General features: G+C 61.8%; 25 protein-coding genes and 1 pseudogene. 10 read left to right on the top strand and 16 right to left on the bottom strand.

Features of this window, described 5'->3' with window-relative positions; translation table 11 throughout:
• The first annotated feature begins 158 nt into the window (after window positions 1-158).
• Window positions 159-386: a hypothetical protein gene (locus GC125_RS05705; RefSeq protein ID WP_151984476.1), complete on the top strand. Its 228-nt coding sequence runs from the start codon at window positions 159-161 to the stop codon at window positions 384-386.
• An 82-nt stretch (window positions 387-468) separates the two neighbouring features.
• Here the strand turns inward: GC125_RS05705 and GC125_RS05700 are convergent, their stop codons facing one another.
• From GC125_RS05700 to tolQ, 11 genes are all read right to left on the bottom strand, one after another.
• Window positions 469-1,167: an outer membrane protein gene (locus tag GC125_RS05700; protein ID WP_151984474.1), complete on the bottom strand. Its 699-nt coding sequence runs from the start codon at window positions 1,165-1,167 to the stop codon at window positions 469-471.
• Between the two features lie 209 nt (window positions 1,168-1,376).
• Window positions 1,377-2,159, bottom strand: a complete 783-nt coding sequence (locus GC125_RS05695) for an outer membrane protein (RefSeq protein ID WP_151984472.1) — start codon at window positions 2,157-2,159, stop codon at window positions 1,377-1,379.
• A gap of 201 nt (window positions 2,160-2,360) precedes the next feature.
• On the bottom strand, window positions 2,361-3,713 hold the full coding sequence (glmM, locus tag GC125_RS05690; protein WP_151984470.1) for a phosphoglucosamine mutase: 1,353 nt from the start codon (window positions 3,711-3,713) through the stop codon (window positions 2,361-2,363).
• A 177-nt stretch (window positions 3,714-3,890) separates the two neighbouring features.
• Complete coding sequence (gene ftsH, locus GC125_RS05685; RefSeq protein WP_151984468.1) at window positions 3,891-5,822, bottom strand: ATP-dependent zinc metalloprotease FtsH; 1,932 nt, start codon at window positions 5,820-5,822, stop codon at window positions 3,891-3,893.
• 90 nt (window positions 5,823-5,912) lie between these two features.
• Window positions 5,913-7,175, bottom strand: coding sequence for a tRNA lysidine(34) synthetase TilS (gene tilS / locus GC125_RS05680; RefSeq protein WP_286165605.1), 1,263 nt, complete (start codon window positions 7,173-7,175; stop codon window positions 5,913-5,915).
• A 113-nt stretch (window positions 7,176-7,288) separates the two neighbouring features.
• Window positions 7,289-8,269 carry a tol-pal system protein YbgF gene (gene ybgF, locus GC125_RS05675; RefSeq protein WP_151984464.1) on the bottom strand — a complete coding sequence of 327 codons (981 nt, stop codon included), beginning with the start codon at window positions 8,267-8,269 and terminating at the stop codon, window positions 7,289-7,291.
• Between the two features lie 163 nt (window positions 8,270-8,432).
• Window positions 8,433-8,972, bottom strand: coding sequence for a peptidoglycan-associated lipoprotein Pal (gene pal, locus GC125_RS05670; RefSeq protein WP_151984462.1), 540 nt, complete (start codon window positions 8,970-8,972; stop codon window positions 8,433-8,435).
• A gap of 185 nt (window positions 8,973-9,157) precedes the next feature.
• The gene (gene tolB, locus GC125_RS05665; RefSeq protein WP_151984460.1) at window positions 9,158-10,486 is read right to left on the bottom strand and encodes a Tol-Pal system beta propeller repeat protein TolB; all 1,329 of its coding nucleotides are present in this window, start codon (window positions 10,484-10,486) and stop codon (window positions 9,158-9,160) included.
• A 21-nt stretch (window positions 10,487-10,507) separates the two neighbouring features.
• Window positions 10,508-11,629, bottom strand: a complete 1,122-nt coding sequence (tolA, locus tag GC125_RS05660) for a cell envelope integrity protein TolA (RefSeq protein WP_151984458.1) — start codon at window positions 11,627-11,629, stop codon at window positions 10,508-10,510.
• A 10-nt stretch (window positions 11,630-11,639) separates the two neighbouring features.
• Complete coding sequence (gene tolR / locus GC125_RS05655) at window positions 11,640-12,089, bottom strand: protein TolR (RefSeq protein ID WP_151984456.1); 450 nt, start codon at window positions 12,087-12,089, stop codon at window positions 11,640-11,642.
• 24 nt (window positions 12,090-12,113) lie between these two features.
• Window positions 12,114-12,830: a protein TolQ gene (gene tolQ / locus GC125_RS05650; RefSeq protein ID WP_151984454.1), complete on the bottom strand. Its 717-nt coding sequence runs from the start codon at window positions 12,828-12,830 to the stop codon at window positions 12,114-12,116.
• Window positions 12,831-13,244: 414 nt separating this feature from the next.
• Here tolQ and GC125_RS05645 point away from each other — a divergent pair, with 414 nt between their 5' ends.
• Window positions 13,245-14,630: a TrkH family potassium uptake protein gene (locus GC125_RS05645; RefSeq protein ID WP_199864465.1), complete on the top strand. Its 1,386-nt coding sequence runs from the start codon at window positions 13,245-13,247 to the stop codon at window positions 14,628-14,630.
• 16 nt (window positions 14,631-14,646) lie between these two features.
• Here GC125_RS05645 and ybgC read toward each other — a convergent pair whose 3' ends face one another.
• Entirely contained in the window at window positions 14,647-15,096 is a 450-nt protein-coding gene (ybgC, locus tag GC125_RS05640) for a tol-pal system-associated acyl-CoA thioesterase (protein WP_502706036.1), read from the bottom strand.
• Window positions 15,097-15,236: 140 nt separating this feature from the next.
• Here ybgC and GC125_RS05635 point away from each other — a divergent pair, with 140 nt between their 5' ends.
• From GC125_RS05635 to GC125_RS05615, 5 genes are read left to right on the top strand one after another with little or no spacing between them, the layout of a single operon-like run.
• Window positions 15,237-16,457: an NAD-dependent epimerase/dehydratase family protein gene (locus GC125_RS05635; protein WP_151984450.1), complete on the top strand. Its 1,221-nt coding sequence runs from the start codon at window positions 15,237-15,239 to the stop codon at window positions 16,455-16,457.
• A gap of 16 nt (window positions 16,458-16,473) precedes the next feature.
• Window positions 16,474-16,734 (top strand): DUF4258 domain-containing protein, encoded by a 261-nt coding sequence (locus GC125_RS05630; RefSeq protein ID WP_151984448.1) that lies wholly within the window; start codon window positions 16,474-16,476, stop codon window positions 16,732-16,734.
• Window positions 16,731-16,925, top strand: a complete 195-nt coding sequence (locus GC125_RS05625) for a DUF2283 domain-containing protein (RefSeq protein ID WP_151984446.1) — start codon at window positions 16,731-16,733, stop codon at window positions 16,923-16,925. Before GC125_RS05630 ends, GC125_RS05625 begins: the two co-directional genes overlap by 4 nt.
• Window positions 16,926-16,961: 36 nt before the next feature.
• Window positions 16,962-17,789 (top strand): glycosyltransferase, encoded by an 828-nt coding sequence (locus GC125_RS05620; protein ID WP_199864464.1) that lies wholly within the window; start codon window positions 16,962-16,964, stop codon window positions 17,787-17,789.
• 1 nt (window position 17,790) lies between these two features.
• The gene (locus GC125_RS05615; RefSeq protein WP_151984442.1) at window positions 17,791-18,687 is read left to right on the top strand and encodes an NAD-dependent epimerase/dehydratase family protein; all 897 of its coding nucleotides are present in this window, start codon (window positions 17,791-17,793) and stop codon (window positions 18,685-18,687) included.
• A 12-nt stretch (window positions 18,688-18,699) separates the two neighbouring features.
• On the opposite strand, the gene ruvB is transcribed toward GC125_RS05615, so the two are convergent.
• The 3 genes from ruvB to ruvC form a co-directional block, all read right to left on the bottom strand.
• Window positions 18,700-19,740 carry a Holliday junction branch migration DNA helicase RuvB gene (gene ruvB, locus GC125_RS05610; protein ID WP_151984440.1) on the bottom strand — a complete coding sequence of 347 codons (1,041 nt, stop codon included), beginning with the start codon at window positions 19,738-19,740 and terminating at the stop codon, window positions 18,700-18,702.
• A 78-nt stretch (window positions 19,741-19,818) separates the two neighbouring features.
• A complete protein-coding gene (ruvA, locus tag GC125_RS05605) occupies window positions 19,819-20,436 on the bottom strand; it encodes a Holliday junction branch migration protein RuvA (RefSeq protein ID WP_151984438.1) in 618 nt (205 codons plus the stop codon).
• Window positions 20,437-20,494: 58 nt separating this feature from the next.
• Window positions 20,495-21,007: a crossover junction endodeoxyribonuclease RuvC gene (gene ruvC / locus GC125_RS05600; RefSeq protein WP_151984436.1), complete on the bottom strand. Its 513-nt coding sequence runs from the start codon at window positions 21,005-21,007 to the stop codon at window positions 20,495-20,497.
• A gap of 156 nt (window positions 21,008-21,163) precedes the next feature.
• On the opposite strand from ruvC, the gene GC125_RS05595 reads away from it, so the two are divergent.
• Complete coding sequence (locus tag GC125_RS05595; protein ID WP_151984434.1) at window positions 21,164-22,168, top strand: LLM class flavin-dependent oxidoreductase; 1,005 nt, start codon at window positions 21,164-21,166, stop codon at window positions 22,166-22,168.
• Window positions 22,169-22,293: 125 nt separating this feature from the next.
• Window positions 22,294-22,986, top strand: a complete 693-nt coding sequence (locus GC125_RS05590; RefSeq protein ID WP_199864462.1) for an SH3 domain-containing protein — start codon at window positions 22,294-22,296, stop codon at window positions 22,984-22,986.
• 80 nt (window positions 22,987-23,066) lie between these two features.
• Here GC125_RS05590 and GC125_RS05585 read toward each other — a convergent pair whose 3' ends face one another.
• Window positions 23,067-23,813 carry a YebC/PmpR family DNA-binding transcriptional regulator gene (locus tag GC125_RS05585; protein WP_151984430.1) on the bottom strand — a complete coding sequence of 249 codons (747 nt, stop codon included), beginning with the start codon at window positions 23,811-23,813 and terminating at the stop codon, window positions 23,067-23,069.
• A gap of 228 nt (window positions 23,814-24,041) precedes the next feature.
• Here GC125_RS05585 and GC125_RS05580 point away from each other — a divergent pair.
• Window positions 24,042-24,882 (top strand): annotated as a pseudogene (locus GC125_RS05580) (MBL fold metallo-hydrolase).
• The last annotated feature ends 30 nt before the right edge of the window (window positions 24,883-24,912 follow it).

Below are 24,912 nucleotides of genomic sequence, written 5' to 3'. Positions count from 1 at the left end.
GACGGGCAGATTCGTAAGAGCCGATTTTGTGAACGCTGTGTGACAGCACTCGCGAAAACATTCGCGTGATCGCTCTGTCGAAGACGTGACGCGAGACACCTTGCCTTGCAGGCCATGAACGCGCAAAAAGCGCGGTGTAAAGCACAGGGAGCAGCCGTATGCGGCCATCATTCTTACCCCGGCTTGCCGGGATCATCGTTCTGACGGGTCTTGCGGCGGGCTGCAGCAGCGGTGGCGGTTATGCCGGATACACCGAGTACCGCGTTCAACCGGTTAAAACCGAACTCGAAATCCGCCAGGAGCAGGCAGAAGCGCGGCAACGCAGCGGCTCGGTTCGCGGGCGCATCGTCGACACAGGCGGCACAGGCATTCTTTACGGCCAGTGAGCTCGCCTATCTTATTCGGTCATTGAAAAAAGGCGGCTGAGGAAACCTCGCCGCCTTTTTCGAATTCGCTGAGCAGGCACGCCTACCAGAGGGAGTAGCGCAGACCTGCGCGAACTTCGTGGCGCGTATAGCCATCGTCATCGACCGTTCCGGCCAGTGTGTCGACCACGGCGCCGCCATCGACGTCCATGTAGCGATAGCCGAGATCGACCTTTAAGCTCTTGGACACATCGTATGACACACCGGCCATCAGGGCATAGGTGAAGCGCCAGTCGTCGCCACCACCGAATTCCACGAGCCCGACATCGACGTCGTCGAAACCGACATAGGAGTAACCGGCGCCGGCGCCGACATAAGGCGTGAAGCCGGCGATGGTGCCCAGATCGACATAGGCATTGGCCAGGAGCGACGCAGCGTCGTAGCCGCAAGGCTGGGCTACGTTGCAGAAGCCACCTGCCACCACGCCATCGGCATCACCCTTCATGTAGTCAGCGGTGATGTCCGTGCGGATGAGGTCGGTCCACTGATAGCCGAAGCCCAGTCCGCCGGACAATTCCGACTGCATGCGGAAACTGTCGAAATCGCCGTTGCCCGTCTCGTCATCGACTGCGTAACCGATGTCGCCGCGCAGATACCAGCCATTGCCGATTTCGACGGGGCGGGTGCGATCGATTTCCGGAGAATAGATGATGCTGTCCAGATCGGCTGCGGCGCTCGTACCGCTGAAACCAACGATGACGGCTGCGGATACGACCAGAGAAGAGATGATGTGCTTGACCATGGATTGCCTCTCAAAATTGCCGCTCACAGGAAAGCCGATGGCCTTTGCCGGATTCGGGCGTGATGGTGCAATCATGAGTGGAGAGTGGTTAAGTCTCGGTTAAGCATGTTCATTAAGCATGTTTTTCCCCGCGGGCTGCTTTGCAGACAGCAAAAAACCCCGCCTCTTTGCGAGACGGGGTTCGACAGTGCCCTGCCCTGAAGCAGAAATCAGTGGAATGCGTAACGCACGCCGACCTTGAAATCATGCGAGCTGATGTCGCGGAATTCCATCGGATTGACGATGTTGTTCGTGCCGTCGAAAGTCGTGATGTCGCCGCTCTGGCCATCGCCGAGATGTACGTAAGAGTATCCGAAATCGACCGTGAGCTGATCGGTCACTTCGTAACCCACACCGGCATGCAGCGCCCAGGCGAGATCCCAGTTGCTGTCGGCATCCGCATAGGCGAGCGTCGGCGAACCTGTCGCCGGGTCGATGCCGGCATCACGGAACGAATGGATCGAGTTGCGCGAAGCACCGATACCGGCGCCGACGTAAGGCACGATGCCGTTGAAGTTGCCAAGATCGGCGTAGAGGTTGGCCAGGAACAGCCACTCGGACTTCTTGGCCGTGTAGTTGTTGAAGCGGGCGTTGCCAGCACCGTCGGTGAACGTATCGAGGCCGTGGAAGCCAGCTTCGCCACGATATTCCGCCGTTGCGTCGAGACGCAGCCAGTTGTTGACCGCATAGCCCACGCCGCCGCCGCCGAGCACGCCGGCCTCGAAGTTCTTATCGCGGATGACGAGATCAGCGGTCGTATCGAAAAGCACATTGTAGAGAGAACCAACACGCTGGTTGCTCATTCCCAGGTAGCCCTTGAGGTAGAACCCGCCGAGTTCGATCTTGGGAGCCGGTTCGTAGACCGGCGGAACGTAGATATCGGCCGCCTGCGCAGGCAGGCTGACGCCGGCAACTAAAGTTGCGACCGTGGTCGCCATTGCCCATCGCAGCATTTTATCCATCTTTCACAAATAAACCGGCATGGCCGGTTGCTGTCTCGGGATGGATCATGAATTCCAATGGTTAAATAGGATTTAACCACGTCTGTTTACCAGGATTATTATCGATTTTCTCACCATGACAAAGAGAAGGCCCCCGATCCTGAGTGGATCGAGGGCCTAACCCGGTTCAATTCTTGATTGATCGTTAACTGGCTAGGCGGCCTGTCGGACACCGGAGATGACGCCGACGAGATCGTCGACGATCTTTTCGATCTGGGCTCGGTCGTCGCCTTCCGCCATGACACGGATCAACGGTTCGGTGCCGGACGCCCGGATGACGAGCCGGCCGGAATTGTCGAGCGCTGCCGTGGCATCGGCGATTGCGGCCTGTACCGATTTGTCCTCAAGCGGCTTGCCGCCGCTGACGCGCACGTTGCGGAGCAACTGCGGAACGGGCTCGAAGCGCCGGCAAACTTCGCTCACCGGCTTGTTCATGCGCTTGACGCAAGCGAGGAGCTGGAGTGCGGCGACGAGGCCATCGCCGGTCGTTGCGAAGTCCGACAGCACGATATGGCCGGACTGCTCACCGCCGACGTTGAAATTGTGGCTGCGCATGTGCTCGACCACGTAGCGGTCGCCCACCTTCGTGCGATGAAGCGACAGGCCCTTGTCACCCAGGAAGCGCTCCAGGCCGAGATTAGACATGACGGTTGCAACGACGCCGCCGCCGACAAGCCGCTCGTCTGCTGCCCAGGATTCGGCGATCACGGCCATCAGCTGGTCGCCGTCCACCACGGTGCCGTTCTCGTCGACGATCAGCACCCGATCCGCGTCGCCATCGAGCGCGATGCCGATATCGGCGCGCACTTCGTGGACCTTTTTGGCGAGCGCGATCGGGCTCGTCGACCCGCAATCGAGATTGATGTTGCGCCCGTTCGGCTCGACGCCGAGCGGAACCACCTCTGCGCCAAGCTCCCAAAGCGCGGCAGGCGCGACCTTGTAGGCAGCGCCGTTGGCGCAGTCGATCGCGATGCGCAGGCCGTTCAACGTCACATCGCGCGGCAGGGTGCGCTTCACGAACTCGATGTAGCGGTAGATGTCGCCATCGACGCGCTTGGCGCGGCCGATATGGTCGGCCGGCGCCAACAGCTTGGACATGTCGTCGTCGATCAGGCTTTCGATCGTCGCCTCGACATCGTCGGACAGCTTGTAGCCGTCCGGGCCGAAGAGCTTGATGCCGTTGTCCTGATAGGGATTGTGCGAGGCCGAAATCATGACTCCGATGTCGCAGCGCAGAGACCTGGTCAGCATCGCGACGGCAGGTGTTGGGATCGGGCCGAGAAGGAAGACATCCAACCCGGCCGCGGTGAAGCCCGCCACAAGCGCGTTTTCCAGCATGTAACCGGAAAGGCGGGTATCCTTGCCGATCACGACCCGATGCCGGTGGTCGCCACGGCGAAACAGCGTGCCGACGGCCAGACCGACGCGCATCGCGACGTCTGGTGTCATGTTGCCGGTATTGGAGGTGCCCCTGATGCCATCGGTGCCAAAGTAACGACGCGTCATGAATGTCCCGCTTTTTCTAACATACCGCTGTACGAACCCGGAGTGATCGACTGGTCGCGGCTCTTCGCATCAGATTATGCGCAGTTATGGTTATAATAGGTTGATTGAAGTCAAAAGGCCGCCCGTAAGGCGGCCTTTCCACAGTTGTGGTAAAAGAAGTCGAGGCAAGAGGCGCCGTTATTGCGGCTGGGGCTCCAGCCCGCCTTCGGGCTCGCCACCCTTCTTCGGTTCTTTCTTAGGGCCCGCCTTGGGAACGGACGATCCGCGGGTCGGCGGCGTATCGTCGCCGATATCGCGGGCCGGCTTTTCGCCGCGGATGATGGCCTTGATCTCTTCGCCCGTCAGCGTTTCGTATTCCAGAAGACCCTCGGCGATGGCAACGAACGCCTCGTGGCTGGTCGTCAGAATTTCCTTCGCCTCGGTGTAAGCCGCATCGATCAATCGACGAATTTCACTGTCGATGGTCTGCGCGGTCGATTCCGACACGTTCTTCTGCTGCGACACGGAGTGACCGAGGAAGACTTCCTGCTGGTTTTCGCCATAGGCGACGTGGCCGAGCTTGTCGGAGAAGCCCCACTGCGTGACCATTGCGCGGGCAAGCTTGGTGGCCTGCTCGATGTCGGATGACGCACCGGAGGTGATGTTCTCCTTGCCGAAGGTGATTTCCTCGGCAACACGTCCGCCCATCATGATTGCAAGGCGCGAGACCATCCACTTGTAGCTCATGGAGTAGCGGTCGCCTTCCGGCAGCTGCATCACCATGCCGAGCGCACGGCCGCGGGGCACGATGGTCGCCTTGTGAACCGGATCGGCCACGGGCACCTGCATGGCGACGATCGCGTGGCCGGCCTCGTGGTAGGCGGTCAGCTTCTTCTCTTCCTGGGTCATGGCGTTGGAGCGGCGCTCCGCACCCATCATGACCTTGTCCTTGGCGTCCTCGAACTCGGCCATGGTGACAAGCCGCTTGTTGCGGCGGGCCGCCATCAAGGCAGCTTCGTTCACGAGGTTCATCAGGTCGGCACCGGAGAAGCCCGGCGTGCCGCGTGCGAGCGTGCGCAGGTCGACGTTCGGTGCAAGCGGCACGTTGCGCACGTGCACCTTCAGGATGCGCTCACGACCGGCGACGTCCGGATTCGGAACAACAACCTGGCGGTCGAAACGGCCCGGACGCATCAGGGCAGGATCGAGAACGTCGGGACGGTTCGTCGCCGCGATCAGGATGATGCCTTCGTTCGCTTCGAAGCCGTCCATCTCTACGAGCAGCTGGTTGAGCGTCTGCTCGCGCTCATCGTTGCCGCCGCCGAGGCCGGCGCCACGATGGCGGCCGACGGCGTCGATTTCGTCGATGAAGATGATGCAAGGCGCGTTTTTCTTGGCCTGCTCGAACATGTCGCGCACACGGCTTGCGCCGACGCCGACGAACATTTCGACGAAGTCCGAACCAGAGATCGTGAAGAAGGGCACATTGGCTTCGCCGGCGACCGAACGGGCGAGAAGCGTCTTACCGGTCCCGGGAGGGCCGACGAGAAGAACGCCACGCGGAATGCGGCCGCCAAGGCGCTGGAACTTCTGCGGGTCGCGCAGGAATTCGACGATCTCCTCGAGATCTTCCTTGGCTTCGTCGACGCCTGCGACGTCATCGAACGTCACGCGGCCGTGTGCTTCGGTGAGAAGCTTGGCCTTAGACTTGCCGAACCCCATCGCGCCGCGCGAACCGCCCTGCATCTGGCGCATGAAGAATATCCAGACGCCGAGAATGAGCAGGATAGGCAGCCAGGAGATCAGGTAACCGAAGAGCGTGTTGGAGCTGTCGACCTCAGGACGTGCCGTGATGGCAACATTCGCCTCTTCGAGACGCTGCACGATGCCGGTATCGCCTGGAGAGTAGGTCTGGAAGGACGTGCCGTTCTCCGTGTAAACACCGGAAATCCGCTCACCGATGATCGTCACTTCACGGATGCGGCCGGAATCAATGTCTTGGAGAAACTGCGAGTAGCTGATGTCGCGCGCGTTTGCCCGTTCCGTCGGCTCCTGGAACATGTTGAAAAGCGCGATCAACAGAAGCGCGATGATCGCCCAGAGGGCGAAGTTGCGGAAATTTGGGTTCATTGAACTCCCCAGGGCGGCATCGGCTCGCCGGTCAATCGATCTGCTCGTCAGCTGCTAACATAGGTTTGGCGCGGCCCCTTGCCAAGGCGGCTATTGTCGCATCGTTCGATCAAGGTTCACGCCGCCAATCGGTGGTTCCGGATAACGCTCCAGAGCCAGGAGTTTCGCGAGCGAACAGCCGAGTGTCCACTCGAATACCGGCAGAAAGGTGTCGTAGCGCGCGACCACCGGAATCGGCTCAATTCCGAGCATTTCACCCTCGCTCTCGCCGTTCTCCGACGAACGATGGAGCGCCATTGGGAGGGCTGAATATGCTGCGGCTGCAATGGCTGATGTCGCTTCTTGAGGGATATCCAAACGCTCGCCGCCGAGCGGGACCGCATTTCGAGTGATCGAAACTGCACGGTCGGTTGGATTTTCGACGACGAACCTTTCATCCCATAGCCCCATGCAACCCGGCTCGACGATCAGATCTTCAAAACCTCGGTCCTCCCTCCAGATCAAGACCGCTCCTGCCCGCTGCATCACGATGCAACGCCCGAGTGCCACACGGCTTCCTGGTCTTGCTTCGTCGAGAAATGCACGAAGCATCGCCATTTTGGGACCGGCGATCGGATAGATCTGGCCGCCAGCAACAGCGATCAGCTCTGCTACCGCCTCTGAAAATACGGGCCTGGACAAAGTGCCGTCGTCGCGCAAGACAAACAATGCGCGGCGCCACTGGCTTGCATGAGCCTTGATCGCCTCGCCCACTATCTCGGAGCGTTTGCGTCGCGTATTCGCCGCGGTCTCGATGCGGCAAAGCCATTCGTCCAAAGCGCCGTCATCGAGCGGCCGTCGGCTTCGTTGGCGCACGCGTTCGTAGCGTGGATCGGCATTGCTCGGGTCCTCGATCCAGTCCACCTGGTGCGCCTCGAGATACCGCCGAAGGTCCGCGCGCCGGCAGTCGAGGAAGGGGCGAACGATCCAGGTAGCCTTATGGAACAGCAACTGCGGTGCCATGCCGGCAGCGCCGAAAGCATCGTCCTCGGTCTGCCGCGCAGCACGCATCAGAACGGTTTCGAACTGGTCGTCGAGTGTGTGGGCAGCCACAACCGCACCCGCGCCGATGCGCCGGGCTTCGTCGGCGAGGAGACCGTAGCGGGCCAGGCGCGCTGCGGCTTGAATGCCGCTTGCGGGTTTTTCGGCGGTCCAGGGCAAAATGCGATGATCGATGCCGAGCCTCGCACAGAAGGTACCGACTGCGGCAGCTTCACCGGCGGACTCGGCGCGCAGCCTGTGATCGACGGTGGCGGCGCAAATCCGGATCTCAGGGTGGGCGCGCGTTACCGTTCGGTGAAAGGCCAAAAGCATCGCCGTGGAATCGCTGCCGCCGGAAACGGCCAACAGGAGGGGATGCGATGGATCGACCAGGCTTTGGAGGCAACGCGCAGCGGCGACTTCAGGTGCCGGGCCGCGCTCCACCATCAGCAACTGGCGTTGGACTGCTCGCGCGTCACTTTGTCCCTAACCGTCGCGGAAGCATCCGGATAGCGCGACAGCACTTCACGATAGGTCGCACAGGCGGTGTCGCGGTTATCGAGCGCGGCAAGCGACATGCCGAGCTTCAGCAGCATTTCCGGAGCCTTCTCGGCCTCGGGAAAATTCTGGTGCGCGTTGAGGAAGGTGCGCGCGGAATCGCTGAAGCTGCCCTGCGAGAACTGGCTTTCGCCCAGCCAGAAGTGCGCGTCGGCAATCTGCCCACCATCCGGGAAAATATCGATATAGTCGCGGAATGCCGCTTCTGCGTCGGCATAATCGCCGGCAAGAACCAGACTATAGGCATCGCGGTAGAGCCCGTCCGGATCATCAAGCGAGAGTGATGCCATCTCCCCGGTACCGGCGGCATTGCTGCCACTCGTGGCGGTATCCAGTGTTCGCGAAAGATTGCCCTGATCGTCGAATGTCAGCGAGCCAAGTTGCGTCTCAGCGGGCGCGACCGTCGATGACGGGGGGCTCGGAGCAGTGGCGACATCCGGCTGGATGCCTGGAAGATCGGCAGAAGCACCGTCATTGCTCGGTGCGCCCGCCCCATTCGTGATGCTGTCAGTGCGCGTCGCGTCGCCCGAAGGCGCGCCGCCTTCGAGAGCCTGGAACCGGAACTCGTTGTCTTCCTGAACCTGGCGCATCTGCTCCTGGATCTGGAGCATCTGGAAGCCGAGTTCCTCGATGCGGCCATTCAGGCGGCGGATTTCTTCCTGCAACTGGCCGATCTGGAACTGCGCGTCAGCGCCCTGCACCTGAACGACCGGCGCGCCGCCCATGGTCGGAGCGTTTCCGACAGGTGCCGGTGGTGCCGGCCGCATGAGGAAATCGAGCGGTCCAGCCTGTGCAGCGGACGACGCCATCACTGCCGTCAGTGCGACGACGGAAGCACGCAAGAATGAAATACGAGATACGACAGCCATTGTCAGTCAATCCGCTTTGTGGGCCGCGTTGATCGAGGGAGACCAACACCTTGTATAACTGGCGCACAGCATTGCAAGCAGAGTTCGGCCAAAGTTTGAAGCACAAACAAATCGGGCGGCCAAAAAGACCGCCCGATTGAAATGACTGGAATGGAGCGGCCGCTTAGCTGCCGGCGCCGCCCAGCACCGTCACCGCACGGCGGTTCTGGGACCAGCACGAAATATCGTCGCACACCGCGACCGGGCGCTCTTTGCCGTAGGAGATCGTCTGAACGCGGTTGGCCGGTACGCCGCGCGAGGCGAGATAGTCGCGAGCCGCAGCAGCACGGCGGGCGCCGAGTGCAAGGTTGTACTCACGCGTTCCACGTTCGTCGGCGTGGCCTTCGACGGTGATCGAGTAGTTCGAATACTGTGCGAGCCACTGAGCCTGACGGTCAAGCGTCTGACCGGCTTGCTGCGTGATCGACGACGAGTCGGTCTCGAAGAAAATGCGGTCACCGACGTTGACCGTGAAGTCCTGGGTCGAGCCGGGCGAGGCGACGCCGCCTGCGCCACCCATGCCGCCTGCACCACCAGGGCCACCGAGGCCGAGGTCGGCAGAACTGTTGGGCATGTTGTTGCGGGATGCGCAGCCGGACAGGACCAGCAGGGCGACGAGAGCGACTGCGCCGGGCGAGCGAGCGAACGATTCCAAACGGCGCATGGCCGATCTCCTTGAAGGTCTCCATGGTTTCCGAATTATGACCGGAAACCCTAAATGTGGTTACTATGGAGCTGGTTAACGGACCATTACCGGCCCGGTGATTCGCTGTGTGCCGCCCCGGTTTTCAGCTAGGGGCTCAATGCGGCGGGAAGGCGGCAAAATCGTGCCGCCCGCCCTGTTTTGCCTCAACCTTCGAGCAGCGGCGACCAGGCCGGATCCGAGCCGTAGTTCGGTGTCTGGATCGGCTGTTCGTTGTAGCCCGTCAGGTCAATCGAATAGAGTTGCGGGCCGCCGGACCCGGCGGGCTGGCGGAAGAACATGAGCACGCGGCCATTGGGAGCCCAGGTCGGGCCTTCATTGTGGAAGCCGGACGTCAGGATGCGCTCGCCCGAACCATCTGGCCGCATGACGCCGATCGAGAACCGCCCGCCTGACTGTTTCGTGAAGGCGATGAGATCACCGCGCGGCGACCAGACCGGGGTCGAATAAGAGCCATCGCCAAACGAGATGCGCTGCTGGTTGGAGCCATCGGCGTTCATCACATAAAGCTGCTGACGACCGCCTCGATCGGATTCGAACACGATGCGGTTCGCGTCCGGCGAATAGGACGGCGACGTGTCGATCGCCGTCGTCGACGTCAGGCGGGTCGTCTGACGCGAGCGCAGATCCATCGTGTAGATATTGGCGTTGCCATCCTGCTGAAGGCTCATGACGACCTTCTGGCCGTCCGGCGAGAAGCGTGGCGAAAATGTCATGCCGGGGAAGTTGCCGACGATCTCGCGCTGACCCGTCTCCAACTGGAGAAGATAAACGCGGGGCTGGCCGCCCTCGAACGACATGTAAGTGATTTCCTGACGGCTCGGCGAAAAGCGGGGCGTCAGGACGAGTTCGGTGCCTTGCGTCAGGAAGCGGACATTCGCCCCGTCCTGATCCATGATGGCAAGACGCTTCTGGCGGGCATCCTTCGGGCCGCTCTCGGAAACAAAGACGACGCGGGTGTCGAAATAGCCCTGCTCGCCCGTCAGCCGCTCATAGATGGCGTCGGCGATGATGTGCGCAACGCGGCGCCAATTTTCCGGCTGCGTAAAGAACTGCTCGCCGACAAGCTGCTGGCCCGCAAACGTGTCCCACAGGCGGAATTCGGCTTTGAGGCGGCCGTCGGGCTCGCGCGATACCGCGCCCGTGACCATCGCTTCCGCGCCGATCACACGCCAGTCTTCGAAGCGCGGCGTCGCGTTCGGATCGGTGATCTGCTGGATGAAGGCCGACGGGTCGACCGGGTTGAACAGGCCCGAACGGCGCAGATCGGCGGTCACGACATCGGCTACCTGCTGGCCGAGGTCATCGGTCGACTGGAACCGCGTCACGGCGATCGGCAGCGGCTCGATGTTGCCCTGATTGATGTCGATCTCGACCTGCGCCCGTGCCGGCACGATCACCGTGACGAGCACGGCGACCGCATACAGGAACGATCGGAGAAACGTTGCACCTTGCGGCAATGAGATGGTGTTCATGCGCATTCAGCCTTTCAAAGCTCAGAACATCTGGCTCGGATCGAAATTCACGACCACTTCGGACCAGGTCTCGTATTTTTCCGCCGGAAGCGAATAGGGCGCGCAGCGCAGAACGGCGCGCAGTGCGCTACCAGACAGTGTGCGCTGCGCCATGTCGGAGCCACCGCTGGCCGACACGCTCGGCTGGCCCTGGATGGTGCCATCCGGCGAAAGCCGCATGCCGACCCGAATGCGGACATCGGTCGCGTCGGCCATGCCCGGCACCACGTTCCAGCAGCGCTGAATCTGGCCGCGCAAGGCATCGAGTTCGCTCTGCGACAGCGATTCACCGCCGGTCGTCTGCTGTCCGCCAAGCGCTGCCTGCTGATTGTCGGCCTGGCGCTGACCACCACCCGACGGCGCCTGCTGGTTCAGCAGAGCGGCGATCTGGTCGGCGTCGAATTCGCTCTCGCGCTCTGTCGTTTCCTGCTGGGACTGCTGCGGCTGCTGAGGCGGCGTTTCTTGAGGACGCTCGGCGGGTTCGGGCTGCTCGGCGACCTGTGGCCGCGGCGGTTCGGGCCGCGACATGGGCGTCGGAATATTTTCGGGCAGTGCCGCCACTTCGGGCTCGGCAGGAGCAGTCGCCTCCGGAGCTTCCGGCAGCGGCTCGGCTTCCGGCGCTTCGGCTTCGGCCGGCTCGGGCAAAGCGGCGATTTCCTGTTCCGGCTCAGGCTCCGGCGCTTCGGGTTCGGGCGGCGGCGGGGCTTCGGCGGGCTCTACAGGTTCCGGCTCGGGCTCGGGCTCCGGTTCAGGCTCCGGCTGAGGCACTGGCTCTGGTGTCGGCGCAGGCGCTGCGGCCTCTTCCACGGTCTCGGGACGCGCCTCCGGCGTTGGCGGGCTATCGAGATCGACGGTGTTGTTGCCGATATTCTGCGCGTCCGGCTCGGAAGCTTCCGCTTCGACCGGCTCGGGCGCCGAGGTTTCCGCGATTGGCGCGGTGCGTTCGCCCTGCTGGATCTGTGTCAGTTCCGAGATCGGCACGATGTCGACCGGCAACGTCTCCATGATACCCGCGTCCAAGCGCTCGGGGCCGCTCAAGGACAAAAGGCCCCAGCTCAGCAGCACTACGTGCAAGGTCGTCGATGTCGCGAGAGACTTTTTCATCGCGGTCCGGTCAGTTGACCTGCTCCTGGAGCGAAACGAGGCCCATGTTGGTGAAGCCGGCGGCTGAGATGCGGCCCATGACCTGGATCACGGCACCGTAATCGGCGCTCTGGTCACCCCGCACGTAAATGCGCTCCTCATAACCCGTCTCGGCGATCGCCTCGAGACGCGGTACGATCTCGTCCATCGCCACCTCGGTTTCCTGGATGAAGACCTGACCCTCCGCATTGATGGAAACGGTGATCGGCTGGCTTTCGCTGTTCAGAGCGTTAGCGCGGCTTTCCGGAAGATCGATCGGCACCCCGACCGTCAGCATCGGTGCAGCGACCATAAAGATGATCAGAAGCACGAGCATGACGTCGACGAACGGCGTCACGTTGATTTCGCTCATCGGGGCACGCTTGCCGCCGCGCCTTCTGCGCGAACCGCCACCACCGGATTTTCCGACCGACATGCCCATGATCGAGGTCCCTAACCCAGTGCCTTACTCGGCCGCCTGGCGCGGCTGAAGCTTCTCGTCAATCTGACGCGAAAGAATGGCGGAAAATTCGTCGGCGAATGCTTCCATGCGGCTCGTCAGCTTGTTCGCATCGCCGATCAGTTTGTTGTAGCCGATGACGGCTGGAATAGCGGCGAGCAAGCCGATGGCCGTGGCAAGAAGCGCTTCCGCGATGCCTGGAGCGACGACCGCGAGGTTAGTCGATTGCGAACCGGCAATGGCCTGGAACGAGGTCATGATACCGACGACTGTGCCGAACAGGCCGATGAAAGGCGCCGCCGAGCCGATGGTCGCAAGCGAACTCAGACGCGATTCAAGTTCTTCCGATTCCCGTGCGAGCGTCACGTCCATGGCCTTTTCGATCCGCTGCTGCAGGCCGATCGGCGTGCGGGCGCCGCGCTCGAAGGATTTCTTCCACTCGCGCATGGCGGCGACGAAGATCGCGCCCATGCCGGTGGTCTTCTGCTCGGACAATGTCCGGTACAGCTCTTCGAGCGACTGGCCCGACCAGAAGATTTCCTCGAAATTGTCGAGGCGGCGGCGAACGCGACCGTAGCTCATGATCTTGTCGACGATGATGGCCCAGGTCCAGATCGAGGCTCCGATAAGCCCTACCATCACGAGCTTGACGACAAAGCCCGCTTCCATGAACAGCGCCCAGAGCGTCACTTCGCTCGTTGCCGCCAAACCCACCTGTTCCATCAATAACGCCCTCGAATTGACCAGGCCCGCAAGCGATGTTCACGAATGATACGCTTGTACGGGCGGCGCCGACTTCAACATTTCATGCTCGAAAGAAGACCCGGCTGTATCACAAGGTCTGTCCGAAGAGCCCCGTGCGCCTGAACCTGCCTTCTTGCCAGTAAATTTGGTCAAACGAAGGCGTTCCGCGCATGGTTTCATCCATTCGAACACCATTAAGCATTCGTTATGGTTAAGCCTTCGTTAGCGTCGACGGCGGCCGGCGGATATCTTTGTCCAGCGCATTCCCGAGGGCGACGCGCTGGTGTAAAACGCAAGCGCATCCACATCCCCGGTTCACCCGCCTTGAACAACTCCCCTCTTGCCGCGACAGCCAATGTATCAGGCTATTTCTGCCTGTATTTGGCGGTTTTCATGCTTTTGCCGATGCTGGCCGATCTCGTCGATGGCCATGAGGATTGGCAGGTCTTCGGGATTTCGGCGGTGCTGGTCGGTGGACTGTCGCTGACCGTCATTGCCATGACGCAAGGAGCGTCTGTCCGGTTCTCCCCTCGTTTCGGCTTCTTGTTGCTGAACGCGCTGTGGCTATCGACGTCCCTCGTAGCCGCGCTTCCTCTCTATTTTTCTTCGCTCGATCTGACTTTCGGCGAGGCGTTCTTCGAATCGGTCTCAGGTCTCACGACGACCGGAGCGACGGTGATCGTCGGTCTGGACAATCTGCCGCCGGGGATCCTGCTGTGGCGTTCGATCACGCATTTCGTCGGCGGCATCGGGGTCGTGGCAATGGGCCTTCTGCTGCTTCCCTTCCTCAACGTCGGCGGGATGCAGATCTTCAAGCTCGAATCGTCCGGCGCGACCGACAGCCCGTTTCCGCGCGTCAGGCAATTTTCCATCGCCTTGATCGGGTTCTATGTCTCCATCACGCTCGCCTGCGCGCTCGCCTACAATGCCACCGGCATGTCGAGCTTCGATTCGATCAATCACGCAATGGCGACTGTCTCAACCGGTGGTTTTGCGACGACGGACGCCTCGTTTCGCAACTACAACGAAGGTGCGCTGATCGTCGGAACCGTGTTTATGCTGATCGGGGCGATGCCATTTGCGGCATTCATTCGCGCGATCGTATTGCAGAGCCCGAGACAGGCCTTCGACCCGCAAATGCCGGTTTTGCTCGGCATCATCGGACTGGCAACCGCGGCGATAACGATCCTCGCGCTTGAGCATGTGGACGGCCCGCGCTGGGCCACCGTGATCCATGCCGCGTTCAACGTCGTGTCGGTCATCACGACAACCGGCTTCGTCTCCGCCGATTACGATTTGTGGGGGCCGCTCGCTATCATGCTGATCTTCACGCTGACATTCCTTGGCGGCTGTTCGGGCTCCACGTCCGGCGGGATCAAGACCTACCGGCTGATGGTGCTTTTCGACGCGCTCCGGGTGAACCTGGCGCAGATGATCCGGCCAAATGCGGTTCGGCCGGTGCGGTTCGGCCGCCAACCCGTCACGCCGCGCGTGGTGCAATCGGTCGCAGTCTTCGTCGGCGTCTATTTCGCGATCTTCATCCTGGTCAGCGTCGCACTCGCCGCGACAGGTCTCGATTTCACGACGGCTGTGACCGGCTCGATCACGGCGCTCTCGAATGTCGGGCCGGGATTCGGGTCGATCATCGGACCCGCTGGCACGTTCGAGCCAGTGTCCGAGGCTGCAAAATGGATCCTGTCGGTGGCCATGCTGCTCGGACGACTGGAAATTCTCGCCGTTCTGATCCTGTTCAGCTCGTCATTCTGGAAGAACTTCTGAGAAATCACTCTCGACTTCAACGTGGGGCAAATGCTTTTGCGACATCCGCCGGCAAACGGCGGGGTCTCCCCTGCCCGTCGATGACGGCAACATCGACCTTCGCTTCGATCAGCACGGTGCTGCCGCGATTGATGGTCTGGGATAATGTCAGGCGGGCTCCGCGCGCTTCGACGGTTGCCGTATCGATTGTCAGAACATCGTCCATGCGGGCCGGCTGCTTGAAATCGATGTCCATATGGCGAACCACGAAAGCAAGGCGTTCGGTTTCCGACATGGCGCGCTGGGCGATCCCCAGAAGGCGAAGATAGTCGGTGCGGCCGCGCTCCATGAAATGGAGGTAGCGCGCGTGATAGACGACGCCGGAAAAATCTGTGTCCTCATAGTAGACGCGCTGAAGAAGCCGGTGCCCGTCACGGGTCAATTCCCCCGCGAGCACCATCGGCAGTCTCGTGTCATGCGCATCCATCCGGCAAAATCCCCGTCTTTCTTCTGGAGACTTGTGGAGCAACGCGCCCAGCCTTACAAGCGCGGCCACCTCCGTTATAGTGCTGACACAGACTTGGCCTAACGGACGGACGCATTAAAGCGATTACGGAGTTATCTCGCATGAAGATTGCGGTACTTGGCGGCGATGGCTTCGTCGGCTGGCCCACTTGCCTCCACCTTTCGGCACAGGGCCATGAGGTTCACATCGTCGACAATTTGTCGCGCCGCTGGATCGATACGGAATTGGGCGTTCAGTCGCTGACGCCGATGGATTCGATCCAGGAGCGCACCCGCATCTGGCACCAGGAAACCGGTCACCGCATCCGTTTCCACCTAATCGACATCGCGCGCGATTACGACGTCTTCAAGCACTGGCTGATCGAGCATCGCCCCGAGGCCGTGATCCATTTCGCCGAACAGCGCGCCGCGCCCTATTCGATGAAGTCGGACCGGCACAAGAACTACACGGTCAACAACAACGTCAATGCCACGCACAATCTGCTGAACGCACTGGTCGAGACCGATATCGACGCACATCTCGTCCATCTCGGGACCATGGGCGTCTACGGCTATTCGACGATCGGCGCGGCGATCCCGGAAGGCTATCTGCCGGTCGGCATCGAGACGCTTTCCGGCGAGACGGTCAGCCAGGACATTCTCTATCCGGCCAATCCCGGCTCGATTTACCACATGACGAAATGCCTGGATCAGCTGCTGTTCCAGTTCTACGCCAAGAATGACGGGCTGCGGATCACCGACCTGCACCAGGGCATCGTCTGGGGCACGCATACGGACCAAACGCGCCGCCACGCGCAGCTGATCAACCGTTTCGATTACGACGGCGACTACGGTACGGTTCTGAACCGCTTCCTCATCCAGGCGGCGATCGGTTATCCGCTGACGGTCCACGGCACCGGCGGCCAGACACGCGCCTTCATTCACATTCAGGATTCGGTGCGCTGCATCGAAATCGCGCTGAAGAACGGCCCGTCGCGCGGTGACAAGGTCAAGATCTTCAACCAGATGACGGAAACACACCGGGTGCGTGACCTGGCCGAAATGATCGCGAAGATGACGGGCGCCGAGATCGCCTATCTGCCCAATCCGCGCAAGGAAGCACCAGAAAACGAACTGATCGTCAGGAACGAGCAGTTCCTCGCACTCGGCCTCAATCCGACCACGCTTGCCGAAGGTCTGCTGTCGGAAGTCGTCGACGTGGCGAAGAAATTCGCCTACCGCGTCGACCGCAGCCGCGTTCCGGCCGTTTCCGCCTGGACCAAGGACATCGCGCCGACGCTCAACCGCGATCCGGAAGGCAAGAAGCTGAAGAGCGTTTCCTGAAACCGGGGCGGTGCGGGTGGCTGACAAGCCCATCGTCTATACCCACCACGCCGAGCACGCGATGGCCGAACGGGACATCGCTCAGGCGTGGGTAGAGGCGACGGTCAAAGCGCCCGATTGGGTTCTCCCCGATGAAACGACGATCGGTGCCGAGCGCCGCTATCGAAGCATCGCTGACCGCGGCAACCGCATCCTGCGGGTGGCTTGCTTGGAAAGCGACGATCACATCCGTATAATCACGGCCTTCTTCGACCGGAAGGCAAGGCGAGCGACATGACACCGGACGTCACATACGATGCGGATGCGAACGCCGCCTATATCCGCTTTTCCCGTGCCGCAGTGCTCGAAAGCGAGGAAGTTTCCCCCGGCATCGTTTTCGATTTCGATTCCGAAGGACGCATCGTGGGCATCGAACTTCTCGACGCAAAGTCGCGACTGCCGCGCGACGTGCTGTCGCCTGCAGCCTGACCTCCTGAGCCTGATCGCGAACGCTGCATGCCATCCATGAGCCCCCACGCCTACGTCACGCTCGTCACCAATCGGGACTACGCGATGGGCGCAACGGCGCTCTTGCGGTCGATAAAGCTGACCGGGACCACCGCCGACCTCGTGGTCATGCATACGGGTGGTGTCGATCGGCAAGCGCTTGCGCCGCTCGTCGACCTCGGTGCGAAGCTCTATCCGGCCGAGCTTCTCGAGCTTTCGGATGCGTTCAACGAACAACACAGTCGCGCCCGGATCCATGCCGACGCCCCCTTCACCAAGGGGCGCAAGCCGGCATTTCATTCGCCGCTCGACAATTTTTGCAAGCTGCGGCTCTGGCAGATGGCGCAGTATGAACGCGTCGTCTTCATCGACGCCGATGCCATCGTCATCCGCAACATCGACAAGCTCTTCGCCTATCCGGAATTCTCCGCGGCACCGAACGTCTACGAGAGCGTCGCGGACTTTCACCGGCTGAACTCCGGGGTCTTCGTGGCAGAGCCATCGGACGCGACGTTCGATGCGATGATGGCGCGGTTGGATGAGCCCGGCGCGCACTGGCCGCGCACCGACCAGACCTTCCTGCAGACCTTCTTTCCCGACTGGCACGGCCTGCCGGTGACGATGAATATGCTGCAATATGTCTGGTTCACCATGCCCGCACTCTGGAACTGGGGCTCGGTGAACGTGATCCACTACCAATATGAGAAGCCTTGGGAGACCGATCATCCGAAGACGGATCGGCTGCGCCCGCTGATCGATCTCTGGCAGGCCTATTTCACCGGCGCGAACATTCCGGACATCGCATCGCTCACCAATCCTGCGGTCGCCGATCCTGCGGTCGACTGACATGCGTGTGCTGGTGACCGGCGGAACGGGGTATGTCGGTCGCTTCATCGTTGAAGCCATGCTGCGGGAAGGCTTCGAGGTCATCGTCGCCGGCCGGCAACCTCCCGAGCCCGACCTGTTCAGTGCGCCGATTGCCTTCAGGCCGCTCGACCTCGATCCCGACGCCGATCGCACGGCCCTTCTCGAAGGCATCGACTGGCTGGTGCACGGCGCCTTCGATCATGTCGAGGGCAAGTACCGGGGCGGCGAAGGCGACGATCCGGCGCGTTTCAGCCGGCTCAATCGCGACGGCAGTATCGCCTTGTTCAAAACTGCGAAAGCCGGCGGCGTCAAGCGTGCCGTCTTTCTTTCAAGCCGCGCGGTTTACGGCACCCAAGGGGCACCGACACTACTCACAGAAGCGACGCCGGCAAGGCCTGAAACGCTATATGGGCAGGTGAAGCTCGATGGAGAAAGAGCACTCAGCGCCCTCGCCTCGGCCGAATTCGTGGCGGCCAGCCTCAGGATCACCGGCGTTTACGGTGCTCATCGGTCGGGTGCCTCCCACAAGTGGGAGAAGCTCTTTGCGGATTTCCTGGACGGTCAGACGATCGCGCCGCGTGTGGCGACGGAAGTGCACGGTTTCGATGTCGCGCAGGCCGTTCTTCTCCTTCTGCGGTATACCGATATCAACGCCATCGCCGGACGGGTGTTCAACGTTTCCGACATCCTGCTGGATCAACACGACCTTTTAGGCCGGGTCGCTGCGCTCTCGGGTATCGAGAGACAGCCTCCAGACCCCGCCGATAGAACATCGGTCGACGTCATGGATTGCACCGTGCTCAAAAAGCTCGGCTGGCGCCCGGGAGGCTTCGACCTGCTGGAAGAAACGCTGCCCGACTTGATCAGGCCTCGTTAGGCTGACGACGGATCAGTCCTCGTCGAACTGAATGCGAAACTGCGTCGCTTCCAAATCCTTCGGTGCGTTGAGACCGAGGTGTTTCCAAGCGTTGGCAGTGAGGACCCGGCCGCGCGGCGTGCGCTGGATGAAGCCCTGCTGGATCAGATAGGGCTCGATGATGTCCTCGATCGCATCGCGCGGTTCCGAGAGGCCGGCGGCGATCGTTTCGATGCCCACTGGGCCCCCACCGAAATTCTTGGCGATCATGAAGAGATAGCGTCGGTCGAGTTGGTCGAGGCCGAGCGCATCCACTTCCAGGCGCGTCAGCGCCTCGTCGGCGACCTTGCGATCCACAGCTTCGGCGCGCGCGACCTCGGCGAAATCGCGCACACGGCGCAGCAGCCTGCCGGCGATACGCGGCGTGCCACGGGCACGGCGGGCGACTTCGAGCGCGCCATCCTCGGTCATCGGCAGGCCCATGATGCGGGCACCGCGCCGGACGATCAGTTCCAGTTCTGGAACGGTATAGAAATTGAGCCTCACCGGAATGCCGAAGCGGTCACGCAACGGGGTGGTGAGGAGGCCAAGCCGCGTCGTGGCGGCAACGAGCGTGAAATTGGCGAGATCGATCTTCACGGAACGGGCCGCCGGCCCTTCGCCGATGATGAGATCGAGCTGGAAATCTTCCATCGCCGGATAGAGAATTTCCTCGACCGCCGGGCTGAGGCGATGGATTTCGTCGATGAAGAGAACATCGCGCTCTTCGAGATTGGTCAAGAGAGCGGCGAGATCGCCGGCCTTGGCGATGACGGGGCCGGATGTCGCACGGAAATTGACGCCGAGTTCCTTGGCCATGATCTGCGCGAGCGTCGTCTTTCCAAGGCCAGGCGGGCCAACGAACAGCACGTGATCGAGTGCCTCGCCGCGTGCCTTGGCGGCCTCGATGAAGATCTTGAGGTTCGCGCGCGCTTCGGCCTGGCCGGTGAAATCGTCGAGCGTCTGCGGCCGCAGAGACGCCTCGGCGTCCTCGCCGCGCTTTTCTGCATCGATGAGACGAGCGGGATCACTCATTGGCGTTGGCCGAGGTCGGTGAACGGGTCATGCCATCGGTGTAGTCCAGCCGCTCGGCGCTCGCAATCGCACCGCAGTTCATGGCCTTGCCAGTTCCTTCAGCCCCAGACGGATAAGCTTAGCGCTGTCGGCGTCTTCGCCGGCGTTCTTCACGGCGACCGCGACGGCGTTCGCCGCCTGGTCGCGTGAATAGCCGAGATTGGTAAGCGCGGAGACCGCATCCGAGATGGGTGCGGAGGCGACGCCCTCGCCGAGTTCTTGCTTGAAACCAATCGCGCCTGCGGCATCGCCGGCAAAGGCGGGCGCCTTCGCCTTCAGTTCCGTGACGATGCGCTGGGCGACCTTGGGTCCGATACCCGGTGCGCGCGCCACGGTCGCCTTGTCCTGAAGCGCGATGGCATTGGCGAGCTCGGATGCCGTCAGCGTCGTCAGGACGGCCAGCGCCACCTTGGAGCCCACGCCCTGCACGCTCTGCAGCAGGCGGAACCATTCGCGTTCCAGCGGGCTGGTGAAGCCATAGAGCCGCAACACATCTTCGCGCACATAGGTCTCGATTTGGAGGATCACGGCCTCGCCGGCGGTCAGTTTCGCCAGCGTTCGGCCGGAGCAATAGGCAACGTAACCAACGCCGTGGACGTCGACGACGACATGGTCTTCGCCGATCTCGTCCACCGTGCCTTTCAGTTTTCCGATCATGGAACAGCTATCCGATTGTGGGCTGGGCAGATATTTTTCGTCGCCAGATCGCCGTCATCTATGCGCTCGCGAGCCTCAGCCGGCCGGCTGCACTTTGACGGTGGTGGGCGTGGCAGATGGCGATGGCAATGGCGTCCGCGGCATCGTCGGTGTCGAACGTCGCCTTCGGCAGGAGCACCTTCACCATCATGTGGATTTGCGTTTTGTCGCCGTGGCCGACGCCGATGACCGTCTTCTTCACCGCATTGGGCGCGTATTCGGCGACCGGCAAGCCGGCGAGCGCCGGCACAAGCATGACGACGCCGCGCGCCTGGCCGAGCTTCAGGGTCGCGACCGCATCCTTGTTGACGAATGTCTGCTCCACGGCTGCTTCGTCCGGCTTCATTTCATGGAGAATGGCGGCGAGACCCTCGTGCAATTGCTTGAGACGGGTCGCCAGATCGCATTTCTCGTCGGACCGGATCGTGCCTGATCCCACGAAGCGCAGCGAGTTGCCGAGCGCATCGACCATCGCCCAGCCGGTACGGCGCAGGCCCGGATCGATACCCATGATGCGAATCGTCTGTTGCATGCGCGAAACCCTAGCTGCTGATGCCATGTTCTGCCACGCATCTCGTGAACAAAAGAGAAACAAACTGAGGATCGAACGGAGAAGGTGGCGGTGGAGGGTCGCAGCACCTAAATCTCTCCCAACACCCAACGCGCTTTCGCTGCCAAAGGACCAGTCATGGTACCCCTCTCCATTCTCGATCTCTCGCCCATCGCCGAAGACCAGACGCCGGCCGATGCGCTGAAAGGCTCCCTGAAGCTCGCCCAGAAAGCCGAGGCGCTTGGCTACAATCGCTTCTGGCTTGCCGAGCATCACAACATGCATGGCATCGCTTCTGCTGCGACCGCCGTCGTGATCGGTCACGTGGCCGGTGGGACGAAGACGATCCGCGTCGGCTCGGGCGGCGTCATGCTGCCGAACCATTCGCCGCTGGTGATTGCCGAACAGTTCGGCACGCTCGAAGCCCTCTACCCCGGCCGCATCGATCTCGGGCTTGGTCGCGCGCCCGGTACCGACGGACTGACCGCAAGGGCCCTGCGCCGCAATCTCGATGCCGGAGCCGAAAACTTTCCGAACGACGTCGTCGAATTGATGACGTTGCTCGGCGCGCCACAACCCGGCCAGCGCGTGCATGCGGTTCCGGGCGAGAACTCCCATGTGCCGATCTGGCTCCTCGGCTCCAGCCTATACTCCGCACAGCTTGCGGCGATGCTCGGCCTGCCTTTCGCCTTCGCATCGCACTTTGCGCCGGATTCGCTGATGCAGGCGCTCGCAATCTATCGTGAGAAGTTCCAGCCCTCCGCCGTGCTCGACAAGCCCTATGCGATGGCGGGCGTTATGGCCGCACCGGCCGAAAGCGACGAGGAAGGGGCATTCCTCTTTACCTCGGCGCAGCAGCAATTCGTCAATCTGCGTCGGGGCACGCCCGGGCGGACGCCGAAGCCGGTCGAATCGATGGACGAAATCTGGACCGCAAACGAAAAGATCGGCATCGAACATACGTTCCAATACGCTCTCGTCGGTTCCCCCGAGACGGTGCGCGAAAAGACGGATCGGTTCCTTGAACTGACCAAGGTGGACGAATTGATCGTCTCGTTGCCAATCCATGATCTCGACAAGCGGCTGAGAGGTCTCGAAATCCTGGCCGGCATGCGCGACGAAATGGCCAGGCAGGCAGCCTGAATGCGTCGATGAACGGCGTATGAACCGCTAAGCCATCCTTCGTTCAGGATCGGGACGCTAAATCTGTCTTCATGCTTCGCCCCTGAATGCATCGAAGAGCCCAAAAAGGCCGCAAGGAGAGTGAGATGAAGAAGTTCATAGTCGCCGCAGCAGCATCGCTGGCCGCACTGGTCGCGCTGCCCAGCATCGCATCTGCAGCACCAGGCTTTGTCACGACCAATTTGAACGTGCGGTCCGGTCCCGGCACGCAGTATCCGGCGGTCACCGTATTTCCTGCAGGCGCCCAGGTTGACGTCATCGGTTGCACGGCCGGCCCCGGCTGGTGCGATGTACAAGGCGGCGGCGTGCGCGGCTGGGTCTCGGCCAGCTATCTCGACCTGTCCTACGACAACCGCCGCGTCCGCGCTCCGAGCTATGTCGCACGGATCGGGATTCCGACGGTCACCTTCTCCATCGGCAATTATTGGGACCGCCATTACCGCGGCCAGGGCTTCTACCGTGATCGCGGCCGTTACGAAGGCCGTCCGGTCGTCGTCCGTCCCGATCGTCCAGGCCGTCCCGTGATCGTGCAGCCTGACCGTCCCGGTCGCCCCGGCATCGGTAATCCGGGCCGTCCAAACCAGGTCGAGCGCCGCGAAGACCGTCGCGAGTTCCGTCAGGATGCCCGTGAAGATCGCCGCGAATTCCGCCAGGACCGACGTGAGGATCGCCAGGAGTTCCGCCAGGAGCGTCGTGAGGATCGCCGCGACAACCGCGTCGAACGCCGTGACGATCGACAGGATCCCCGCCAGCCGCGTCGCGAGTTCCGGCAGTACTGATCGGCGGTTGATCGAAACAAGCTAAAAAAAAGCCCGCATCGGGAGACCGATGCGGGCTTTTGCATTTCAAATATGGCGTGTCAGGCAGACAGCTTGGCCATGACCTCGTCGGAAATCTCGAAATTGGCGTAGACGTTCTGGACGTCGTCGTCATCGTCGAGAACGTCGATCAGCTTCATCACTGAAAGCGCCCGCTCCTCGTCGACCGGGGTCGAAGTCTGGGGTTTCCAGATCGCCTTGACCGACTCGGCTTCACCGAGCTTCTCCTCGAGCGCCTTCGACACTTCGCCGATATCCTCGAAAGCGCAGATCACGACGTGGCCGTTCTCGTCGGATACGACATCCTCGGCTCCCGCTTCGATGGCCGCTTCCATCACCGTGTCGGCATCGCCGGCCGCTGGCTTGTAGACGATTTCGCCCACACGGTTGAAGCTGAAGGCAACCGAGCCGGTTTCGCCAAGCGCCCCGCCGGACTTGGTGAACGCCGCGCGCACATTCGAAGCGGTGCGGTTGCGGTTGTCTGTCAATGCTTCCACGATGAGAGCGACGCCGCCCGGGCCGTAGCCTTCGTAGCGGATTTCTTCGTAGCTCTCGGCATCGCCGCCGGACGCCTTCTTGATGGCGCGCTCGATATTGTCCTTGGGCATGGACTGCGCCTTGGCGTTCTGGATCGCCAGGCGCAAGCGCGGGTTCATGGCCGGATCCGGCAGACCGCCCTTTGCCGCCACGGTGATTTCGCGCGCGAGCTTGGAGAACATCTTGGAGCGCACCGCGTCCTGGCGGCCCTTGCGGTGCATGATGTTCTTGAACTGTGAATGGCCTGCCATGTCGCCTCGCCTTGTTCTTTAACTGTCGCCCCGTCGCTGGCATCTTGGGCCGCGCTGGCCGGGCATGGGCGCGCTTATAGAAAAAGCGCCGCCCGTCGTCCAGAACCTCCAATCGCGTTGTCTCGTGTTCGATCGCATTCACGATGCCGTGACCGTGGCGCTGGCCGGTGGACGTTCCTTCGTTTGCACGTAGTCTCTTCAGCCAGGCACTTCAGTTGAAGGCAGGTCATGATGACGAAAGTCCTTTCGATGTCTGGCGCGGCCAGCCTTCTCTGCATGGCGGTATTTTTTTCGCCCGCGGGCGCGCAGGAACCGATGGCGGTGAGCCAAGTGCCAAGCCGTCGCCACGCGTCTTCCGTCTGCGCAATTTGCGAGCCTCGCCGGCGCGGACGATTTCATCACACTCGCCCAATCCGCCGCTGAAGAGGTGCGCATCACCTTCGTCGCCCATTCCACCTATCTGATCGAGACACCGGGCGGAATTTCGATCGCCACGGATTTCAACGGCTATGCAGGTTCGGCGATCACGCCGACGGTCGTGACGATGAACAAGGCGCATTCCGGCCACTATACCGCCAACCCCGACCCTGCCATCGCCCATGTGCTGCGGGGCTGGAACCCGGAAGGGGGAGCGGTCGACCACGATCTCGTGGTGGGCGATACCTATATCCGCAATGTCACCACCGACATCCGCGCGGGCTACGAGGGCATGGAGGCGGACGGAAACTCGATCTTCATTTTCGAGGTCGCCGGCCTCTGCATCGGTCATCTCGGCCATCTGCATCACGCCTTGACCGACGAGCATTATGGGGAAATCGGCCGGCTCGACATCGTGATGGTGCCGACCGATGGTGGGCTGACGATGGGTGCGGAGCAGATGAGCCAGGTGGTGAAGCGGCTGCGTTCATCGCTGGTTTTGCCAATGCACAGGATGGGCCCGTCGCTCAGCGGCTTCATCGAACTGATGGGAGAGGACTGGGCGCGTGATTATATCGACGAGACGGGCATCATGGTCTCGCTGCGCAGCCTGCCGGAACGGCCGACCGTGATGATCCTCCAGGGTATGTGAGCGGAACCCGCCTTCGGCCCCGGCGTTTGG

Origin of the sequence: Rhizobium sp. EC-SD404 (genome assembly GCF_902498825.1) — a bacterium.
GTDB lineage: Bacteria > Pseudomonadota > Alphaproteobacteria > Rhizobiales > Rhizobiaceae > Georhizobium.
This window is presented reverse-complemented; position numbering and strand designations above follow the sequence as displayed.

Excerpts from the sequence above, each read along its gene's own strand:
- ruvA (WP_151984438.1), bottom strand. The coding sequence starts at position 20,436 with ATGATCGGAAAACTGAAAGGCACGGTGGACGAGATCGGCGAAGACCAT.
- tolQ (WP_151984454.1), bottom strand. The coding sequence starts at position 12,830 with ATGGAACAGGTGGGTTTGGCGGCAACGAGCGAAGTGACGCTCTGGGCG.
- GC125_RS05645 (WP_199864465.1), top strand. The coding sequence starts at position 13,245 with ATGCTTTTGCCGATGCTGGCCGATCTCGTCGATGGCCATGAGGATTGG.
- ruvC (WP_151984436.1), bottom strand. The coding sequence starts at position 21,007 with ATGCAACAGACGATTCGCATCATGGGTATCGATCCGGGCCTGCGCCGT.
- GC125_RS05615 (WP_151984442.1), top strand. The coding sequence starts at position 17,791 with ATGCGTGTGCTGGTGACCGGCGGAACGGGGTATGTCGGTCGCTTCATC.
- tolR (WP_151984456.1), bottom strand. The coding sequence starts at position 12,089 with ATGGGCATGTCGGTCGGAAAATCCGGTGGTGGCGGTTCGCGCAGAAGG.
- GC125_RS05590 (WP_199864462.1), top strand. The coding sequence starts at position 22,294 with ATGAAGAAGTTCATAGTCGCCGCAGCAGCATCGCTGGCCGCACTGGTC.
- glmM (WP_151984470.1), bottom strand. The coding sequence starts at position 3,713 with ATGACGCGTCGTTACTTTGGCACCGATGGCATCAGGGGCACCTCCAAT.
- GC125_RS05705 (WP_151984476.1), top strand. The coding sequence starts at position 159 with ATGCGGCCATCATTCTTACCCCGGCTTGCCGGGATCATCGTTCTGACG.
- tolA (WP_151984458.1), bottom strand. The coding sequence starts at position 11,629 with ATGAAAAAGTCTCTCGCGACATCGACGACCTTGCACGTAGTGCTGCTG.
- pal (WP_151984462.1), bottom strand. The coding sequence starts at position 8,972 with ATGCGCCGTTTGGAATCGTTCGCTCGCTCGCCCGGCGCAGTCGCTCTC.
- ftsH (WP_151984468.1), bottom strand. The coding sequence starts at position 5,822 with ATGAACCCAAATTTCCGCAACTTCGCCCTCTGGGCGATCATCGCGCTT.
- GC125_RS05595 (WP_151984434.1), top strand. The coding sequence starts at position 21,164 with ATGGTACCCCTCTCCATTCTCGATCTCTCGCCCATCGCCGAAGACCAG.
- GC125_RS05695 (WP_151984472.1), bottom strand. The coding sequence starts at position 2,159 with ATGCTGCGATGGGCAATGGCGACCACGGTCGCAACTTTAGTTGCCGGC.
- ybgF (WP_151984464.1), bottom strand. The coding sequence starts at position 8,269 with ATGGCTGTCGTATCTCGTATTTCATTCTTGCGTGCTTCCGTCGTCGCA.
- ybgC (WP_502706036.1), bottom strand. The coding sequence starts at position 15,096 with ATGGATGCGCATGACACGAGACTGCCGATGGTGCTCGCGGGGGAATTG.
- GC125_RS05625 (WP_151984446.1), top strand. The coding sequence starts at position 16,731 with ATGACACCGGACGTCACATACGATGCGGATGCGAACGCCGCCTATATC.
- GC125_RS05620 (WP_199864464.1), top strand. The coding sequence starts at position 16,962 with ATGAGCCCCCACGCCTACGTCACGCTCGTCACCAATCGGGACTACGCG.
- tilS (WP_286165605.1), bottom strand. The coding sequence starts at position 7,175 with ATGCTTTTGGCCTTTCACCGAACGGTAACGCGCGCCCACCCTGAGATC.
- tolB (WP_151984460.1), bottom strand. The coding sequence starts at position 10,486 with ATGAACACCATCTCATTGCCGCAAGGTGCAACGTTTCTCCGATCGTTC.
- ruvB (WP_151984440.1), bottom strand. The coding sequence starts at position 19,740 with ATGAGTGATCCCGCTCGTCTCATCGATGCAGAAAAGCGCGGCGAGGAC.
- GC125_RS05585 (WP_151984430.1), bottom strand. The coding sequence starts at position 23,813 with ATGGCAGGCCATTCACAGTTCAAGAACATCATGCACCGCAAGGGCCGC.
- GC125_RS05635 (WP_151984450.1), top strand. The coding sequence starts at position 15,237 with ATGAAGATTGCGGTACTTGGCGGCGATGGCTTCGTCGGCTGGCCCACT.
- GC125_RS05700 (WP_151984474.1), bottom strand. The coding sequence starts at position 1,167 with ATGGTCAAGCACATCATCTCTTCTCTGGTCGTATCCGCAGCCGTCATC.